We start from the raw sequence: 17,658 nt of genomic DNA, 5'->3' as shown, positions 1-17,658 counted from the left end.
CCGCACCCGATTCGGATCACGATCGTCTGGCAAACACTTGGCGGCCGCCGCCAGCAACCCTAGGCGCCGCTCGACCTGTCGCAACAGCAGCGCACCGCCCGCATCCGAGCTGATATCGCCACCGTCAAACTCGGCCTCGATCCTGGCGCGGCCAAGATGCCCAAAAAGTTCGCCTTGAACGGTACACTCTGTCATGACGGCGTGGTCCTTGTTATTCAGCGTAGACAACTGAATCTTAAGGGAAAACCACGCCGTCACTCATTCTTCTGATGAAATATCCGGGATAGCTCGTCTGCAGCCGACCGCCAAGCAGCTCAGCGCGGCCCTAAAGGGCGGGGCCAGCCAGGCCCGCTACCTGATCGAAGTAACCAACTATGGGCCGGATGACGTTGCCGATCTGCTGCTCAGTGCGCCACTACCGACAGGGTTGAACAGCGTGTTGTGGAGCTGCGCCGCGCCCAGCCCGTGTCGCCCCGGCAACGGCATTGATGCGGTCTCGACGCGCTTTGATCTGTCCGCCAGTGAAAGCGCAACGATTGAGCTGTTGGCGGAAATCGATAGCAGTCAGCGCTTCGTGGAGATCTCTGCCAATGCGACCCTGCCGGCCGGGGTCAACCTGATCAGCACCGGTGAGGAGCGCCGCGTACTGATCGAGCCGATCAGCGCCGAGGCGGTGTATCGCAGCAGTTTTGAATAAGGGCGGCGTTCAGCCATCGCGCCGCTGCGGCGCGATGGCCTAGCCGAGCTGCACTAGTCGCTGACGCAGCTCAGCGTACTCCGCCGCCAGCGGTTCGGCCTGGGCCGGCCGGCGCAGCAGTTCATCCAGCGCCGCCGGCACCGCTACCGGGTGGCCGATGCAGGGTTCGACCACGCTGTCGAACTTGGCCGGGTGGGCGGTGGCGACGGCGATATAGCTGCGCTGATCGCCGGCCTGCTGGCGACGCTGGATCAACGCCAGAGCAGCGGCGGTGTGCGGACAAACGATATGGCCGTAGCGTGATTCGGCGGTGGCCATGATCTGACGCAGTTCGCCATCGTTGACGCTGGCTGCGCTGACCTGCTGGGTGAGATCGCTATGCTGAGGAAACAGCGCGCGCAGTCGCTCAAGGTTGCTCGGCGCGCCGACGTCCATGGCATTGGCCAAGGTCTGCACCGAGGGGCGCGGTTGGTAGTCGCCGCTGTCCAGGAACTCGGGCAGCACCCGATTGGCATTGGTAGCCAGCAGGATGTCGCCGATCGGCAGGCCAAGCTTGCGCGCCAGCACGCAGGCCAGGGCATTGCCCAGGTTGCCGGTGGGAATGACGAAGTTGGCCAGCGACTGGTAGATCTGTTCCCAGCGCAGAGCTGCCGCCGCGTAGTAGCTCATCTGCGGTAACAGCCGGCCCAAACTGATCGAGTTGGCCGAAGACAGCGGCACCTGCTGGCGCAAGTCGGTATCGGCAAAGGCCTGCTTGACCATCGCCTGGCAATCGTCAAAGGTGCCGGCCACCTTAAAGGTGTGCACGTTGTCGCCGAAGGCCGCCAGTTGATGTGCCTGACGTGGCGAAACCTTGCCATCGGGATACAGCACCACCACGCGGAAACCGGGGCGACGATGGAATGCGGCGGCCACGGCTCCGCCGGTATCGCCGCTGGTGGCGACCAGAATCGTCAGGGTGGGGGCGTTCGGCCGCAGCAGGCGAGCGAAACAGGCGGCTAAGAAGCGCGCGGCAAAGTCCTTGAACGCGGCAGTGGGGCCGTGGAACAGCTCGAGCAGGAATACGTGCGGATCACGGCTGGGCACCACCGGCGCTGGCAGGTCCAGTGCCTCCCGGCAGATATCACCTAGGGCTGATTCCAGCTGGTCGCCAGCAAAGAACGGCTGCAGCAGTCGCTCGGCCGCTTGCGGCACCGACATCGGCTCGTTCCAGGCCAGGCTGGCGGCCGGCCACTCGGCCGGCAGGTACAGACCGCCGTCAGGGGCCAGCCCTTGGGTCAGTGCTTCAGACAGTGAAACGGCGGGCGACTGATGGCGCGTGCTGACGAATTGCATAGACCCTTAACCAAGAGAATGATCGACGCTGGAGGGCGCTGTCGTCGCTCTGCGTGCTAGTGGGCAACGCTGAGCAGCTTGGCGCCTGGTGTTTCGACCGGGCCGACCAATAGATCGGCCTTGAGATCGGCCACGGCGAAAGCCTCTACCATAGCGCGGCCGACCCGCTCTGCGCTCGCTTTGCCCCAGCACCAGGCAAAAACGCTGGGGCCGGCGCCGGAGATCGACGCGCCCAGGGCGCCCGCTTCGAGCGCGGCCTGCTTCACGCCGGCAAAGCCCGGGATCAATGGTGCTCGGCGCGGCTCGACCAGGACATCGTTGAGCCCGGCAGCGATCAGTTCGCGCTCGCCCCGCGCCACGCCGGTAAGAAACAGCGCCAGATGACCGCTTTGCTGCACGAATTCACCCAGCTCGTAAGCGCCTTTCAGCGCGGCTCGGGCGGCGCGGGTCTCGACCACGCAGTGTGGATGGGCGTGGGCACAGTACAGCTCGGCCTGCACCGGCAGTTTGATCGGCGCGCGCTCGCCCACCGCCAGCACCAGACCGCCGAGTAGCATCGGGGCGACGTTGTCGCCATGTCGGCTGCCGCTGGCCACGGCCTCGCCGCTCAGGGCCATCGGGTAAAGCTCGGCAAGCGGCAGCGGCTGGCGCAGCAGCCCATTGGCGGCGACCAGGGCCGCCACGGCCGAGGCCGCCGAGCCGCCCATGCCGGAGCCGAACGGGATGCCCTTGTGGATCTCGATCTCAAAGCCTTCAGCGCAGCCCAGCGAGTCACGCAGAGCGATCAGGGCGGCGCCGGCGGTATTGCTGGCGGCATCCAGCGGCAGCTCACGGTCGGCGCCATGGATTGCCGAAATCCGCACTTCGGGCGCGTCGATCAGGCGTACGTGCACCCGATCACCGGCGCCGCTCAGCGCATGGCCAAGAATATCGAAGCCGATGCCGACGTTGCCGACACTGGCCGGGGCGAAGGCGATAGCTGAGCGATGGGCAAACATGCTGCTAAGTCCGGCAGGGCTCAAAAGCGTGCCCCCAAGGCCTGGGCGATGCGCAGCAAATCGGCAAACACGCCGGCGGCGGTGACATCCGGGCCGGCGCCGGGACCCTGCACCACCATCGGGTTGTCGCGGTAACGGGTGGTGGTGAACTGCACCACATTGTCGGTCGGCTTGAGATGGGCGAAGGCGTGATTGTTGGGCAGCTCGACCAGGCCGACACTGGCGCCGCTATCATCGACCTTGGCAACAAAGCGCAGTACCTTGCCGCGCTCGCGGGCGCCGCCGATGCGTTCATTCAAGGTCTCATCCAGCTCGCTGATACGACCGAGGAACTCCTCGCGCGACAGGCTGGCCAATGACTCCGGCACCAGACCGACCAGATTGACATCCTGCAGTTCAATGTCCTTGCCCCACTCACGGGCCAGGATCACCAATTTGCGGGCGACATCGAGACCAGACAGATCGTCACGCGGATCAGGTTCGGTAAAGCCGCGCGCCCGCGCATCCAGAACCAGCTCGGAGAACGGCGTGCTGCCATCGAAGTTGTTGAACAGGTAGCTAAGGGTGCCGCTGAAAATGCCTTCGATGGCCAGGATCTGGTCGCCGGTATCGATCAGGTCACGCAGTGTGCCGATCACCGGCAGACCCGCGCCCACCGTGGCCTCATAGCGCCAATGGGCGCGCTTGCAGGCGTCGCGGGTAGCGCGGTACTGCGGCAAGGGCGCGCTGCCGGCCTGCTTGTTCGGGGTGACGATATGAATTCCGGCGGCCAGCCAGTCGGCGTAGTGTGCGGCGACCTCGGCGCTGGCCGAACAGTCGATGATCATCGCATGCGGCAGATGCGAGGCACGGATGTGCTGCGCGAAGGCCTCGAGATTCAACGGTTCGGCTGCTTCCAGGTACTGCTCGCGCCACTGGTGCCACTCAACACGGCGTTCCGCCAGATGCATGCGCGTGCTGCCGGCAATGCCGCGCAGGCGCAGATCGAGCTGGTTTTGCGCCAAGAGCCGGTCAGCCGATGCAGCGAGTTGTTCAAGCAGAGCGGAACCGACCTGGCCCGGGCCGATCACGCCGACGCTGATGGTTTGCGGCGACAGCCAGAATCCCGAGTGCACCGCACGCAGGGCGCGGGTGGCATCGGCCTCCTTGATCGCTACCGAGATATTGCGCTCGGAGCCGCCTTGCGCAATCGCCCGCACATTGACTTCGGCATGCGCCAGACCGGCGAACAGGCGCGCGGCGACACCAGGGTGCCCGGCCATGCCATCACCGACCGCGGCCAGCACGGCGACGCCGGCTTCGGCCTCGATCGACTGCACCAGGCCGGCGCTGAGCTCGCGGGCAAACGCCTCGCGCAGCACGTCAACGGCGCGCGCCGACTCGCTGGCCTTGACCGCGCAACAGATCGAGTGCTCGGAGCTGGCCTGGGAAATCATCACCACCGACACATTGGCCCCGCGCAGCGCACCGAACACGCGCTCGGCGGTGCCGGGCACGCCGATCATGCCAGTGCCCTCGACCTGCACCAGGGCCAGGGCCGGGGCGATGGTCAGACCCTTGACCGGCCCTTGTTCCTGCGCCGGGTCATGCTCCGGACCGATCCGCGTGCCGGCGACCTCAGGCTTGAAGGTATTGCGCACCCAAACCGGGATGCCGGCTTCCAGCACCGGGCTCATGGTGCCCGGGTGCACCACCTTGGCGCCGAAATAGGCCAGCTCGAAAGCCTCGTCATAACTCATTCGCGGTAGCAGCACGGCATCCGGCACCAGGCGCGGATCGGCGCTGAGCACGCCGTCGACATCGGTCCAGATATGCAGCTCGGCCGCTTCGAACAGGCGGGCGAAGATCGCTCCGGAGTAATCGCTGCCATTGCGACCGAGGGTGGTCGGCCGGCCATCGCGGGTGCGGGCGACGAAGCCGGTGACGATGATGATCGATTCACTATGCGACTCGCGCCAGCTCAGCAGTCGCTGCTGACTGCTTTTCCACTCCACCGCCATACCCAGCTGACCGGGCTCGACCACCAACACCTCGCGTGCATCGAGCCAGGTGGCTGAATGGCCGCGTTCGCGCAGCAGGGCAGCCAGCATCTGCGCCGACCACACTTCGCCCAGGCCCTGCACGTAGTCGAGCAGATCGGCCGAGGGGTGGCCGAGCAGGTTGACTGAGCGCAGCAGGGCGGCCAGATCGACCCAGTCGCGCTCCATGTCCGCCAGCGCCTGACTGCTCTGCACCCCGAGCAGGGTGGCAGCGGTCTTGCGATGGCGGTTGATCAGATCATCGAGATCGGCGCGGGCGCGCTCGGCATCCTGGCTGGCCACATGCACCAGACCGATCAGCGCATCGGTCACCCCTTGCATGGCCGATACCACGGTCATCTGCATGGTCTCTCCGCGCGCAATCAACACGTCGGCGACATGGGCGATGCGTTGGGCATCGGCCAGGCTGGAACCACCAAACTTATGCGCGATGTAACGGGCAGAGGCAGACACGGCAGCGGACTCGAGAGACAAAGGGTTCCCGAGTGTGCCTCAAATGCCGCGGTGCAGCATAGCGATTGGTGATGAGGAGATAGTGCTCTCGGTCTGCAAGCGCCGTCCGACCCCCGGCCCTGTCCCTCTCGTACTTCGAGAGGGAGTTTTCACGATGTATTTAAAGATCGGCTCCCTAACCCCACCCCGACCCTCCCCGAACATCGGGGAGGGAGTTCCGGGGCACCCGCCGGCGCGCGAAAACCAGTGCGAATCGATCTACCCAGGAACCTCGCTATGCGAGGCCCCTGGGCAGGCAAAGATCGGCTCCCCAACCCCTCCGACGCCAAGGGGGAGGGGCTAAGCTTGCCCCGAATCACCAATCACCAATCACCAATCACCAATCACCAATCACCAATCACCAATCACCAATCACCAATCACCAATCACCAATCACCAATCACCAATCACCAATCACCAATCACCAATCACCAATCACCAACACGGCTCTCCATGCACGTCATTCTTTACCAGCCCGAAATTCCGCCCAATACCGGCAATGTGATCAGGTTATGCGCCAATACCGGGGCCGAGCTGCATTTGATCCGGCCGTTGGGCTTTGAGCTTGAGCATGCCAAGCTGCGTCGCGCGGGGCTCGACTACCACGAGTTTGCCCGACTGCAGGTACACGATTCGCTGGATGACTGCCTCGCCGGGATTGCCGGTTCGCGGCTGTTTGCCCTGTCCACGCGCGGTCGCCAGCGCTACGACGAGGTGCAGTTTCGCGACAGTGATGCCTTTCTGTTCGGCCCAGAGACCCGTGGTCTGCCGCAGGCGCTGCTGGATGGTTTGCCGGCCGAGCAGCGATTGCGTCTGCCGATGCGGCCGGACAACCGTAGCCTCAATCTGTCGAATTCAGTCGCCGTGCTGGTCTACGAGGCCTGGCGTCAGCAGGGATTTGCCGGCGCCGGCTAAACGATATGTTCAGGCGCCAAACAAACCGGCCGGATACTCGGGCTTCTGCTCGCGTGAGAGCAGGAGTTTAAGGCCTTCCTGCGGGGTGATCTCGCCGTGCAGTACCCGTGCCACCAGGGCACAGATCGGTAGTTCGAGCTCATGGCGGGCGGCCAATCGAGCCACTTCGTCGGCGGTCTGAATCGACTCTACGACCTGGCCGATCGCGGCAACGGCCTGTTCGATTGACTTGCCTTTTCCGAGGGCCAGGCCGAGTCGCCGATTGCGCGACAGGTCGCCGGTGCAGGTCAGTACCAGATCACCAAGCCCGGCCAGGCCCATCAGGGTTTCGGCGCGGCCGCCGAGCGCCTGATTCAGCCTTAGCATTTCGTTCAGCCCTCGGGTGATCAGGCCGGCGCGAGCATTGAGGCCAAGCTCCATGCCGTCGGCAATGCCGGTGGCGACCGCCAGCACGTTCTTCATTGCGCCACCCAGCTCAGCGCCCAGCATGTCCGAGCCGGTGTAAACGCGGAAGGTCGGCCCGTGCAGGGCGTCTGCCACGCTTTGCGAAAACGCTGCGTGTTCGCCGTGCACAGTGACCGCGGTCGGCAGGCCCTGGGTGACTTCTCGGGCAAACGAGGGTCCGGTGACCACGGCCAGCGGAGTGTCATGGCCGAGCAGGGCTTCGGCGACCTCGTGCAGGAATCGACCCGAGCCGAGCTCAAAACCCTTGGTGGCCCAGGCCAGTCCGGCGCCGGGCCGGCGGTGCGGCGTCATCTCGGCCAGCACCGACGGGAAAGCATGGCTGGGCACCACGGCCAACAGCAGATCGCTGTTGGCGGTGACTTCTTCCAGCTGATCACTGAACTGCAGGTTGGCCGGCAGCTCGAGATCGGGCAGATAGCGCGTATTGCGATGCGTATCGCGCATCGTGCGGATCTGCTCGGCATCACGTCCCCACAGGGTGGTGACGTGGCCGTTGCGCGCCGCTTGTGCGGCCAGCGCAGTGCCCCAGGAACCGGCGCCGAAGACGCCCACCCGGAGCGCGTTCATGATCAGGCGTTGCCCTGGGTCGGGGCGTCAGCGATGGACGGCTGGCCCTGCTCGGCACGACGACGCATCTGTTCGGCGTACAGCTGCTCGAAATTGATCGGCTGCAGGAAGTACGGCGGGAAGCCGCCGTTCTGCACCAGGTCGCTGATCATCTGGCGGGCGTAGGGGAACAACACATTCGGGCAGTAGGTGCCGAGCACCGCTTCCAGGGTGCGCTGATCGAAGCCGGCCAGACCGAAGATGCCGGCCTGATGCACTTCGGCCAGATAGGCAGTCTTTTCGCCCACGGTGCAGGTCAGGGTCACGGTGAGCACGACTTCATAGACGTTCTCACCGATGTTGGCGACCTTCTGCGCCATGTTCAGCTGCAGCTGCGACTGACTCTCTTCAGAGAAGATCTGCGGGGCGCTCGGCGCTTCGAACGAAGCGTCCTTGACGTAGATCTTCTGCAGGGCGATCTGGGCATTGGCCTGCGGCGCAGCGGCGCCGTTGCCGGTTTGGTCAGTCATGAAGCTCTCCAAGAATGAATGAAAACTAAGTCGTGCCCCGATGCATGCGGGCGGCGTGCCGGCAATTCAAGGCCCGGCTGCCGAACGGTCAAGCCTTGCCTTTGGCCAGCGGCAGCTCGGCCTGCTGCCAGGCAGCGATGCCGCCGTCGAGCCAGAACACCTTGCCGAAACCGGCCTTGACCAGCTTCTTGGCAGCGCCGCCGGCGGTCATGCCGGTGCGGCAGACCAGGGCCACCGGTGCATCCTTGGCCTTGGCCAACAGCTTGCTCTCCGGATCGAACTGACTCAAGGCGATGTGCTTGGAGCCAACGATATGCCCTTTCTCATAGTCGTTCAGCGAGCTGACGTCGACCACCAAGGCGTCTTCGCGGTTGATCAGTCGGGTTAGCTCGGCCGGGCTGATGGCCTGATAGCCACGGGTGAAACGGCTGAACTCATTGACGATCAGGGCAACGCCGATGCCGACGAACAGCACGCTGAGCAGCATGTTGTTGGCCAGGAATTGGGTGAACTCTTCGGAGAACATGTGACGCACTCATGACTCGGCCGGGTGGCCGGGAAAGCTCGGCGGCATCAGCCGCCACCGCGGTTATTCGCCCAACGCTTCGCGCAGGAACTCCGGCAGGATCATCGCTGCCTTGTGGATGTCGGCACTGTAGTAACGGGTAGCGAACGGCTTGGAATAGGCGCCGCGCTCGCGGAACCCTGACAGATCGGCGCCCTTGCGTGCCATGGTGCAACTCCACCAGCCGGTGGGGTAGGCCGGCTGCGGGAACGGAATGGTCCGCACTGCGGCAAACCCGACCTGCCGCATCAACTGGCGCATCGATTTGATCAGGGCCAGCTGGGTCAGCGGCGGCTCGCTCTGCTGCACCAGGATGCCGCCCGGCCGCAGGGCCTTGTAACAGGTCTGGTAGAAGGCTTCGTTGAACAGGCCTTCTGCCGGGCCGACCGGGTCGGTCGAGTCGACGATGATCACGTCGATGCTCTCAGCAGCAGCGTCGCGCATGTAGGCAATGCCGTCGTCGAACAGCAACTGGGCACGCGGATCGTTGTTCGCCTCGCACAGCTCCGGGAAGTACTGCTCGGCCATGCGGGTGACCCGCTCATCGATCTCGACCTGCACCGCAGACTCGACCTCACGATGGCGCAGCACTTCACGCAAGGTGCCGCAGTCGCCGCCGCCGATCACCACCACCCGCTTGGGGTTGCTGTGACTGAACAGCGCCGGGTGCGCCATCATCTCGTGATAGAGGAAGTTGTCGCGGCTGGTCAGCATGATGCAGCCGTCAAGCACCATCAGGTTGCCCCAGTCGGTGGTTTCCCAGATCTCGATCTTCTGAAAAGCCGACTGTTCTTCGTGCAGTTTCTTGGTCACGCGGAAACCGATCGAAGAACCGGAGTAATCGACCTGCTCGTTGAACCAGGAAGGGGCGTTAGTCATTAGCGGTGGCTGACAGACATCTAAGGGGCGGCAATTGTACCCGAAGCCGGGCCGCTGCCGGTTACCGATTCGCATTGGCAACCGGCAACCGGCCGGGAGCGCTGCGATTCTGCCGCAGGGGCGTACAATGCGCCCCCGCATTTCCTGGACGGAGCCACGCCATGAGCGCCTGGACAATCGATCGCGCCCGCCGTACCTACAGCGTGCCGCATTGGAGCGACGGCTACTTCGATATCGATGAGCAGGGCCGGGCCGTGGCGCAGCCGCTGGCCGAGGCCGGGCCGCGCATCGTGTTGGACGAGGTCATCGAGGTGGCCCGTGCCGAGGGACTGCGGCTGCCGATCCTGCTGCGTTTTTCCGACATCCTGGGTGATCGACTGCGGCGCCTGCAGGGCGCCTTTGCCGCCGCCATGGCCGAAGCCAACTACGCGGGCGGCTACACCGCGATCTATCCGATCAAGGTCAACCAGCACTACGGCGTTGCCGGTGAACTGGCCGCCGCCGGCGAAGTGGACAGTTTTGGCCTGGAGGCCGGCTCCAAGCCCGAGCTGATGGCCGTGCTGGGCCTGTCGCGCCCAGGTGGCGTGGTGATCTGCAACGGCTACAAGGATCGCGAATACGTGCGGCTGGCCCTGATCGGCCGCAAGCTCGGTCTGAACACCTTTATCGTCATCGAGAAGGCCTCGGAACTGGCCTCGGTAATCGAAGAGGCGCGCCGCCTGGGCGTTCGGCCCGGTTTGGGCGTGCGCATGCGACTGGCTTCGCTGGGTGCTGGCAAGTGGCAGAACTCCGGCGGCGACAAGGCCAAGTTCGGCCTGTCGCCGCGCCAGTTGCTCGATCTGATCGAGCGCCTCAAGCAGGAAGGCATGAGTGACTGCCTGCAGCTGCTGCATTTCCACATGGGCTCGCAGATTTCCAACGTACGCGACATCGCCAACGGCATGCGCGAGGCGACCCGTTATCTGGTCGAAGTCAGCCAGCTGGGCTGCCCGATCCGCTACATGGACGTCGGTGGCGGGCTCGGTGTGGACTACGAAGGCACCCGCTCGCGCGGCTACTGCTCGATCAACTACAGCATGGAGCAATACGCCAGCACCATCGTGCAGCCGCTGGCCGATGCCTGCGCCGAACACGGCATCACGCCGCCGCGCGTGCTGACCGAGTCAGGTCGGGCGATGACCGCGCATCACGCGGTGCTGGTGGCCAATGTCAGCGAGGTCGAGCCGGCACCGATGGGCGGCTTGCCGGCGCTGGCCGAGCACGAGTCCAGCGCACTGCGCCATCTGCGGCAGCTACACGCCGCGCTTGACGAGCGTGCCGCGGTGGAGCTGTTTCACGATGCCCAGCACTATCTGGCTGAAGCACAGGCGGCCTACGGCCTGGGGCAGCTGGACCTGGCTGAGCGCGCCCGCGTCGACGATGTGTTCTATGCCATCGCCCATGGCGTGCGTGCCCGCCTGAATGCCGAGGAAAAGAGTCATCGGCCGCTGATCGACGAACTCGACGAGCGTCTGGTCGACAAGTATTTCGTCAACTTCTCGGTGTTCGAGTCGGTGCCCGATGTCTGGGCGATCGATCAGGTGTTCCCCATCATGCCGATCCATCGGTTGAACGAAGCGCCTGATCGACGCGGCATTCTGGCCGATCTGACCTGCGATTCCGATGGTCAGATCGACAGCTATGTTGACAATGGCGAGCTCGATAGTGCCTTGCCGCTGCACCGACCCAAGCCCGGCGAGAGCTATCGCATAGGCTTTTTCATGGTCGGCGCCTACCAGGACACTTTGGGCGATATCCACAACCTGTTCGGTGACACCGCGGCGGTCAATGTGTCGGTCGACGGCTCGGGCTACAAGCTGACTCGCTCACGCCGAGGTGATACCTCGGACGTGATGCTCGACTATGTCGGCTATAGCCTCGAGAGTCTGCGTCAGCGCTATCAGTCCCTGGTGTCCGCCGGTGATCTGGCCGCCGACGAACAGGCCCAACTTCTGGCCGATTTGGAGCAGGGCTTGATCGGCTATACCTATCTGGAAGACAGCGCCTGACGGCCGGCCGGGACCGCGAGCGGACACCCGAGGCCAGGCGTTGGATGGCGGCAAGGCAGCCGCATCAGCGACCTGCTTGCCTCGGAATTGTGCATCGCTTTGCAGTTCAGAGGGCGCGATAGAAACAAAGTGTAGGCTGCTGTAGCGTACAGGCGGCGGGCGAAGGTTCCACGGTCTGGCGCCCATATTGAGGTTTCTCCGTTTCCTTGGCCGATCACTGAAAGGAAGGCCGCCTGACTTGAGCACGCCGAGCCCTGCCGCCTCCTCTGCGCCGACACCGCGCGCAGCCGCCGTGCCCGGCGGCCTTGCCCGCGCCGGCTGGCTGCGCTCGCCCACGCTGGCGGCTGCCGCCGTGTTGGCGCTGTCCCTGGCCATCATGCTGTCGGCGGCCATACCGTATCGGGAAGCTCTGCTGCGCGATCGACTCAGCTTTCTGCCAGCGGCGGCGGGTCGGGTCGGGCTGAGTGTGTTGAGTGAGCTGAAAGCGCTCGGTCAGGCCGCACGCTCGGTGCAGGTCGGTCTGGAGAATCACCCTGACATGACCCAGGCCGAGTTCGATCGCCTGGTTGATCAGCTCAAGGTGCGGCAGAATTTCGCCAGCGTGATGGCGGTCGCTTTTGCCCGCAAACAGGTCGATGAGTTCGGTCGCGATCATTACTACACCGAGTTGATCGCCCCCGAGGCTGGCAACGAACGCCTGCGCGGCCTGGATGTGATCAGCCAATCGAACAATCTTGAGGCGCTGGAACGTGCGCTTCGCTCCGACGAGCCGACCTTGTCGGCGCCATTTCGACTGGTGCAATACGGTCAGCGCGATCATCTGATCGACGGCATCGTGATGCGTCTGCCGGTGCTGGGTCGCAACAACGGCGAGATGACGACGGAGCATGGCTCCCTGGCGGTGTCGTTTCAGTTGTCGCGGCTGATTGACGGGGCCACCCGCCAGGCCGGCACCGAGCTGCCGTTCGAACTGCAGCTGTGGGTGGCCGACCAGGCGGGCCAGTTGAGCTCGGTGTACAGCAGCGCGGTGGCCGGCGTGACCGCTCACGGTGCCACCGATCTCGGCGAGTTCGCGCAGGCCCTGACCTTCGGCGGCGCCCATTGGCAGTTGCGCCTGATCCCGCTTCCCGGCGCAGTCGACGGCGTCGATCGCGCCCTGATCTGGTTCGTGGGGTTTGGACTGCTGGCTTCGTTTGGGTTCAGCGCCTTTGTCTGGGCCCAGGTTCGAACCCGGCGGCAGTCGGAGCGTCTGGCTGAGCGCATGTTTGCTTCGGCGCAGCAGTCCGAACAGCGCTTCAAGCAACTGAGCGAGCTGTTGCCGACCGCCACCCTGATGGCCGACGAGGCCGATGGCAGCATCGACTATGTCAATGTTGCCGGGCGCAACCTGCTGCGGATCGGTGCCGAGAATCAGTCGGTGGTCCTACACCAGCTGTTACCGCGCGGCGAGCCTGATCTCGCCGCATTGAGTGCCAGCGACATGGACCTGGTCGATGCGCTGAATCTGGACGCCGATGAGCATCGGGTAACCGTGCGTGCGCTCGACGGTCGCGATTTTGAGGCCAGCTGGCGTGAGACCCGTCTGCTGGTCGGCAACAAGACCATGCGCCTGGTGGTGATCGAAGACATCACCGAGCGCACCCAGCTGACCACTCAGTTGCGCTATCAGGCCACCCATGACTCGGTCACCGGCCTGTTTAACCGCCGCGAGTTCGATCGTCGTCTGCATCAGCGGGTGGAGCACAGTGCGGCCACCGGTCGAATCGAGGCCCTGCTGTATGTCGATCTCGATCAGTTCAAGCTGGTCAACGACACCTGCGGCCACCTTGCCGGCGATCAGTTGTTGGTCGATGTGGCGGCAACCCTGCGGCGCTGCGTCGGTGCCGACGGCTGGGTTGCCCGGCTCGGTGGCGATGAGTTCGGCATCATGATGCGCGCCGCCAGCGTGGCCGAAATCCGCTCCGCCGCCGAACGCGTGCGCGGTGCGATCGAGATGATGGATTTTCGCTGGGAAGAGCGGCGCTACGGTCTAACCGCCAGCATTGGCGCAGTGGCCATCGATGGTGGCCGCCACGTCGCCCCGCGCGAGTTGCTGGCCTTTGCGGATACCGCCTGCTATCTGGCCAAGGAGGCCGGGCGCAATCGGGTGGTGGTGCATGAGGAAAATCGCTCGTCTGCGCTGCGTCGACGCGCCGAGATGGATTGGATTCCGCGCATTCGTCAGGCCCTGGCCGAGGATCGGCTGCTGCTCTGTTACCAGGAGTTGCGCCCGTTGCGCGATGAAGACAAGCAACGCGGTGCACACTTTGAGTTGCTGGTGCGCTTGCGTGATGAGCAGGGCAACATCGTGCCTCCTGGCGCATTCATTCCGGCGGCGGAGCGCTTTGGCGTGATGCCGGAGATCGATCGGTGGGTGGTGAGCTATGCGCTGCGCCACTTCTCTCGTCTGCATCCGCAAGGCGACGATATCGGCATGTGTGCGATCAATCTGTCCGGCGCCACCATGAGCGACGAGAGCTTCCCGCAGTTTCTGCTGGAGCTGTTGAAGTCGGAGTCGGTGCGGCCGGAACGGCTGTGTTTCGAGATCACCGAGACCGCGGCAGTCACCCATTTTGATCGTGCCTGCGCGCTGATCCGCTCGCTGCAGGCACTCGGCTGCAAGGTGGCCTTGGATGACTTCGGTGCCGGCATGTCCTCCTTCGGGTATCTGAAGAACCTGCCGATCGACTATCTGAAGATCGATGGCAGCTTTATTCGCGAAATCGAAACCGATGCCATGAGTCAGTCGATCGTCCGCGCGGTGACCGAGATCGGTCACCGCTTCAAGACTCGGGTGGTGGCCGAGTTTGTGCCCGGCCCTTCGGCCTGCGATGTGCTGAGTGACATCGGTGTCGATTTTGCCCAGGGATTCGCCATCCATGTGCCGCATGAAGTGGTGCTCGACCGAGCCCCGGAGTCGCATCGTGAGACGACCCGCCCGCAGTGACGGCTAGTGCGCATCAACGCTGGTTCAAACTCGCTTCGGCTTGGCTGATCGTGCTGGCCGGCGCCTTGCTCGTGCTGGTCGCTCAGGTGTTGCGGCGCTGGGAGGATCTGGTGTTGCCGGCCCTGGGCCTGGTCGAGGATCAGCTCAACCGTGATCAGGCGGTCGCGCTGGCGCTGGATTTGCTGCATGGCATGGCCCTGGCTTCGCCCCTGTTGCTGTTCGTGTTCGGCACCTCGCAATGGATCCTGGCCAAGGAAGCCGATCTGCGCACCTTGCGCCGGCACGCACTGCGCAATGCCCTGTTGCTGGGGCTGTCGGCCTGGCCGATCGGCAGTGCCGGGCCGCTGTGGCTGGGTCTGGCCTTTGCCACCGCGGCTGGCTTGTACGCGTTTTCCGCCTATGCACCACGCGGCCGCTCGATGTTCTCCGGTCAACACTGACTGCACAGCATAACGGATCGTTTCGCCTTCATTGATCTGGCAGGCGGCTGAGGCGCTCGTCGCCGCCTGATATCGCGCACCAAGGGCGGCGTGCTCGGAAAGTGAACACGCACGTGTATGATTTCCGGCAAAAGGGGCACGGCTGTGCCGCGACTGTTTTCGCTGATCACCTCCGGCCAGGAGGTCTCGGCAACCTGCCAGGTTGAACAACAATGAATGAGCCTCAGCCGCCGCGATGCGGCTTTATCGGACTCGGCGCGATGGGAGCGCCGATGGCGGGACACTTGCAAAAGGCCGGCCTGTTGCGTGTGGTCGCAAACCGCAGTCAACACAAGGCCGAGCAGTTTGCCGCCGAACACGCTGTTGCCGCGGCACATGCGCCGGCAGACTTTGCCGAGTGCGATCTGGTGTTGCTCTGCGTCGGCATCGATCAGGATGTGCTGGACAATGTCGAGCAGCTGGCTGCCGTGCTGCGACCGGGCAGTGTGGTGGTCGATCACAGTACGGTGGCAATGCAGACCGCGACGCGCGCTGCCGAGCGCCTCGGGCAACGCGGGATCGGCTTCGTCGATGCGCCGGTGTCGGGCGGCGTCGAAGGTGCGCGCAACGGGAAACTGTCCGTGATGGCCGGCGGAGAACTGCAGGATCTTGCGGTGGCGCGGCCCGCCCTCGCGTGCTACGCAGCGCGAATCAGTCATATGGGTGCAGTAGGCGCCGGACAGGCGACCAAAGCGGTCAATCAGATTCTGGTCGCCGGTATCAATGAGGCGGTGTGCGAGGGGCTGGCGTTCGCTGAGAAGCTGGGCTTGCAGCCCGAGACCTTGCTGCCCACCTTGATGGCCGGGGCGGCGTCGAACTGGTTTCTCGACAAGCGCGGTGTCACCATGCTGAACAACCAGTTTGCGCCTGGCTTCAAGTGCGCGCACATGGCCAAGGATCTGCGCATCGTGCGCTCGATGGCGCAGCAGGCCGGCATCGAACACCCGGCGATTGATCTGGCCTTGGCCGACTATGAGCGTCTTGAGCGCGATGGCCTGGGCGATGCCGATACATCCGCGCTGATCACCTTGAAGCGCCCGCGCTGAGGTCGTCTGATGATTGCACCGGCCGATTGAAGTTGGAGTTGCGGGTGCTCGTCGTCGGCATTCGATGCCTTCGGATTGTCGGCGCAATGCGAAGAGCGGGCGGTGCGAATCTCAGGCACGGACGCGCTAGTCTGGGATTTCGGCCAGCACTGAGGTGAAAGGCATGCGCAACAGATTTGCATCGGCAGCGATGGTCATACTGGGTTTGAGCGTGGGCGGCGCTGCAGTGCAGGCCGGCGAAGTGACGCCCGACCTGCGCCTGGAGACCGTGGTCAGCGGGTTCGTGCTGCCGGTGGCGGTGCGCAATGCCGGCGATTCCCGCCTGTTCGTGGTGGAACAGAATGGGCGCATTCGCGTCGTCTCCGGCGGCACTGTTCTCGCCACGCCGTTTCTCGATTTCACCGCCAACGCGCCGGCCACCGGATTCACTGGACAATCGAGTGCCAGCGAGCGCGGCCTGCTCGGCCTGGCCTTTGCTCCCGATTACGCCACCTCCGGCTTGTTCTACGTCAACTACACCGATGGCCAGGGCGATACGGTAATCGCCCGCTATCAGGTCAGTGGTGACCCGGATGTGGCCAATCCGGCCTCGGCGGCGATCGTGTTGCGCATCGACCAGGACTTCACCAATCACAATGGCGGCGATCTGCACTTCGGGCCCGACGGTTATCTGTACATCGGCATGGGCGATGGTGGCAGCAGCAACGATCCCTGCAATCGCGGACAGACCCTGCTCACCGCTAGTCTCAACAATGCCGGCAGCTGCGCCGTGGATGCCGGCTTCCTTGGCAATGGTGGGCAAAGCGAGTCGCGCGCCCTGCTAGGCAAGTTGCTGCGCATCGATGTCAGCACGGCCGGTAGTGAAACCGAACGTTGTGGGCTGGCCACCGGCAGTGTTGGCTACAGCATTCCGCTCGACAACCCCTACGCCGGTACTGATGGCGTGTGCGACGAGGTGTTCGCCAGTGGGTTGCGCAACCCCTGGCGCTTCAGCTTCGATCGCCTCACCGGCGATATCTGGATTGCCGACGTCGGTCAGGGCGCGCGCGAAGAAGTCGACGTGTTGCCCGCGGGGCAGGTCGGCCTGAATTTTGGCTGGCGCTGTCGCGAGGGCTTTCTGGCCACCGGCCTTTCCGGCTGTGGCTCGCCGCCGCCGTTTACCGATCCGGTGCTCGATTACGACCGCAGTTTCGGTCAGTCGATTACCGGTGGCTATCGCTATCGTGGCCCACAGCAGCCGCTGGATGGGGTGTACTTCTTTGCCGACTTCGCGTCGGGTCTGCACATGGCGGCGATTGAACGCAGCAGCGGTTACCAACGAGTGGATTGGCGCGACAGTGGCGGCAACTTCTCCAGCTTCGGCGAAGACCAGGACGGTGAGCTATACGTACTGAACTATGGCGCCGGCAGCCTGCAGCGGCTGGTTACCGATACCCGCTTTCGCGGCGACTTCGAGTCAGAGTCGGCGTTCTAGCCCGGATATTTCATGAGGGGGCGCCGAAAGACACCGCCAGCACAGACAATGCGATTAGCGCCTTTAGCCGTCGCCATTCCGACCAAAGCGGTGCGCTGAGCCGGGATCCAGTTTGGTCGTCTGCGACCCATCTCAGGCTGCTGAGACTCATCACAGCAGCCTGA

General features: G+C 64.3%; 15 protein-coding genes. 7 read left to right on the top strand and 8 right to left on the bottom strand.

The annotated features are described in order from the left end of the window. The coding region (locus IFO71_RS15025) for a transposase (RefSeq protein ID WP_192030471.1) at positions 1-195 on the bottom strand (195 nt) is incomplete at its 3' end. A 37-nt stretch (positions 196-232) separates the two neighbouring features. Here IFO71_RS15025 and IFO71_RS15020 point away from each other — a divergent pair. Next, complete coding sequence (locus IFO71_RS15020) at positions 233-697, top strand: DUF11 domain-containing protein (RefSeq protein ID WP_192030474.1); 465 nt, start codon at positions 233-235, stop codon at positions 695-697. A gap of 39 nt (positions 698-736) precedes the next feature. Here the strand turns inward: IFO71_RS15020 and thrC are convergent, their stop codons facing one another. From thrC to thrA, 3 genes are read right to left on the bottom strand one after another with little or no spacing between them, the layout of a single operon-like run. Next, positions 737-2,032: a threonine synthase gene (thrC, locus tag IFO71_RS15015; protein ID WP_192030470.1), complete on the bottom strand. Its 1,296-nt coding sequence runs from the start codon at positions 2,030-2,032 to the stop codon at positions 737-739. Positions 2,033-2,088: 56 nt separating this feature from the next. Then, complete coding sequence (locus tag IFO71_RS15010; RefSeq protein ID WP_192030469.1) at positions 2,089-3,030, bottom strand: homoserine kinase; 942 nt, start codon at positions 3,028-3,030, stop codon at positions 2,089-2,091. Between the two features lie 20 nt (positions 3,031-3,050). Beyond that, positions 3,051-5,543 carry a bifunctional aspartate kinase/homoserine dehydrogenase I gene (thrA, locus tag IFO71_RS15005; protein WP_192030468.1) on the bottom strand — a complete coding sequence of 831 codons (2,493 nt, stop codon included), beginning with the start codon at positions 5,541-5,543 and terminating at the stop codon, positions 3,051-3,053. Positions 5,544-6,014: 471 nt separating this feature from the next. Between thrA and trmL the strand changes: the two genes are divergently transcribed. After that, positions 6,015-6,476 carry a tRNA (uridine(34)/cytosine(34)/5-carboxymethylaminomethyluridine(34)-2'-O)-methyltransferase TrmL gene (gene trmL, locus IFO71_RS15000; protein WP_192030467.1) on the top strand — a complete coding sequence of 154 codons (462 nt, stop codon included), beginning with the start codon at positions 6,015-6,017 and terminating at the stop codon, positions 6,474-6,476. A 9-nt stretch (positions 6,477-6,485) separates the two neighbouring features. On the opposite strand, the gene IFO71_RS14995 is transcribed toward trmL, so the two are convergent. The 4 genes from IFO71_RS14995 to speE all read right to left on the bottom strand — a co-directional run bounded on the left by IFO71_RS14995 (position 6,486) and on the right by speE (position 9,461). Then, on the bottom strand, positions 6,486-7,508 hold the full coding sequence (locus IFO71_RS14995; protein WP_192030466.1) for an NAD(P)H-dependent glycerol-3-phosphate dehydrogenase: 1,023 nt from the start codon (positions 7,506-7,508) through the stop codon (positions 6,486-6,488). A gap of 2 nt (positions 7,509-7,510) precedes the next feature. Continuing rightward, positions 7,511-8,017, bottom strand: coding sequence for a protein-export chaperone SecB (secB, locus tag IFO71_RS14990; protein WP_192030465.1), 507 nt, complete (start codon positions 8,015-8,017; stop codon positions 7,511-7,513). A gap of 88 nt (positions 8,018-8,105) precedes the next feature. After that, positions 8,106-8,543, bottom strand: coding sequence for a rhodanese-like domain-containing protein (locus IFO71_RS14985; protein ID WP_192030464.1), 438 nt, complete (start codon positions 8,541-8,543; stop codon positions 8,106-8,108). A 63-nt stretch (positions 8,544-8,606) separates the two neighbouring features. After that, a complete protein-coding gene (gene speE, locus IFO71_RS14980) occupies positions 8,607-9,461 on the bottom strand; it encodes a polyamine aminopropyltransferase (protein WP_192030463.1) in 855 nt (284 codons plus the stop codon). Positions 9,462-9,622: 161 nt separating this feature from the next. Here speE and speA point away from each other — a divergent pair, with 161 nt between their 5' ends. The 5 genes from speA to IFO71_RS14955 all read left to right on the top strand — a co-directional run bounded on the left by speA (position 9,623) and on the right by IFO71_RS14955 (position 17,494). After that, positions 9,623-11,509: a biosynthetic arginine decarboxylase gene (gene speA / locus IFO71_RS14975; RefSeq protein ID WP_192030462.1), complete on the top strand. Its 1,887-nt coding sequence runs from the start codon at positions 9,623-9,625 to the stop codon at positions 11,507-11,509. 238 nt (positions 11,510-11,747) lie between these two features. Next, positions 11,748-14,495, top strand: a complete 2,748-nt coding sequence (locus IFO71_RS14970; RefSeq protein ID WP_192030461.1) for a bifunctional diguanylate cyclase/phosphodiesterase — start codon at positions 11,748-11,750, stop codon at positions 14,493-14,495. After that, positions 14,492-14,935: a hypothetical protein gene (locus IFO71_RS14965; RefSeq protein WP_192030460.1), complete on the top strand. Its 444-nt coding sequence runs from the start codon at positions 14,492-14,494 to the stop codon at positions 14,933-14,935. Before IFO71_RS14970 ends, IFO71_RS14965 begins: the two co-directional genes overlap by 4 nt. Positions 14,936-15,147: 212 nt before the next feature. After that, positions 15,148-16,020: an NAD(P)-dependent oxidoreductase gene (locus IFO71_RS14960; RefSeq protein ID WP_192030459.1), complete on the top strand. Its 873-nt coding sequence runs from the start codon at positions 15,148-15,150 to the stop codon at positions 16,018-16,020. 163 nt (positions 16,021-16,183) lie between these two features. After that, positions 16,184-17,494, top strand: a complete 1,311-nt coding sequence (locus tag IFO71_RS14955) for a PQQ-dependent sugar dehydrogenase (RefSeq protein WP_225444681.1) — start codon at positions 16,184-16,186, stop codon at positions 17,492-17,494. Positions 17,495-17,658 lie beyond the last annotated feature (164 nt).

It is taken from the genome of Pseudomarimonas arenosa, assembly GCF_014841215.1.
GTDB lineage: Bacteria > Pseudomonadota > Gammaproteobacteria > Xanthomonadales > Xanthomonadaceae > Pseudomarimonas > Pseudomarimonas arenosa.
The sequence above is the reverse complement of the archived record's forward strand: the minus strand, read 5'-3'. Positions and strand labels throughout refer to the sequence as shown.

Bases quoted from the DNA above. Each gene is read 5' to 3' on its own strand.
- speA (WP_192030462.1), top strand. From the start codon at position 9,623: ATGAGCGCCTGGACAATCGATCGCGCCCGCCGTACCTACAGCGTGCCG.
- trmL (WP_192030467.1), top strand. From the start codon at position 6,015: ATGCACGTCATTCTTTACCAGCCCGAAATTCCGCCCAATACCGGCAAT.
- speE (WP_192030463.1), bottom strand. From the start codon at position 9,461: ATGACTAACGCCCCTTCCTGGTTCAACGAGCAGGTCGATTACTCCGGT.
- thrC (WP_192030470.1), bottom strand. From the start codon at position 2,032: ATGCAATTCGTCAGCACGCGCCATCAGTCGCCCGCCGTTTCACTGTCT.
- IFO71_RS14995 (WP_192030466.1), bottom strand. From the start codon at position 7,508: ATGAACGCGCTCCGGGTGGGCGTCTTCGGCGCCGGTTCCTGGGGCACT.
- IFO71_RS15010 (WP_192030469.1), bottom strand. From the start codon at position 3,030: ATGTTTGCCCATCGCTCAGCTATCGCCTTCGCCCCGGCCAGTGTCGGC.
- IFO71_RS14955 (WP_225444681.1), top strand. From the start codon at position 16,184: ATGCGCAACAGATTTGCATCGGCAGCGATGGTCATACTGGGTTTGAGC.
- secB (WP_192030465.1), bottom strand. From the start codon at position 8,017: ATGACTGACCAAACCGGCAACGGCGCCGCTGCGCCGCAGGCCAATGCC.
- IFO71_RS14960 (WP_192030459.1), top strand. From the start codon at position 15,148: ATGAATGAGCCTCAGCCGCCGCGATGCGGCTTTATCGGACTCGGCGCG.
- IFO71_RS14985 (WP_192030464.1), bottom strand. From the start codon at position 8,543: ATGTTCTCCGAAGAGTTCACCCAATTCCTGGCCAACAACATGCTGCTC.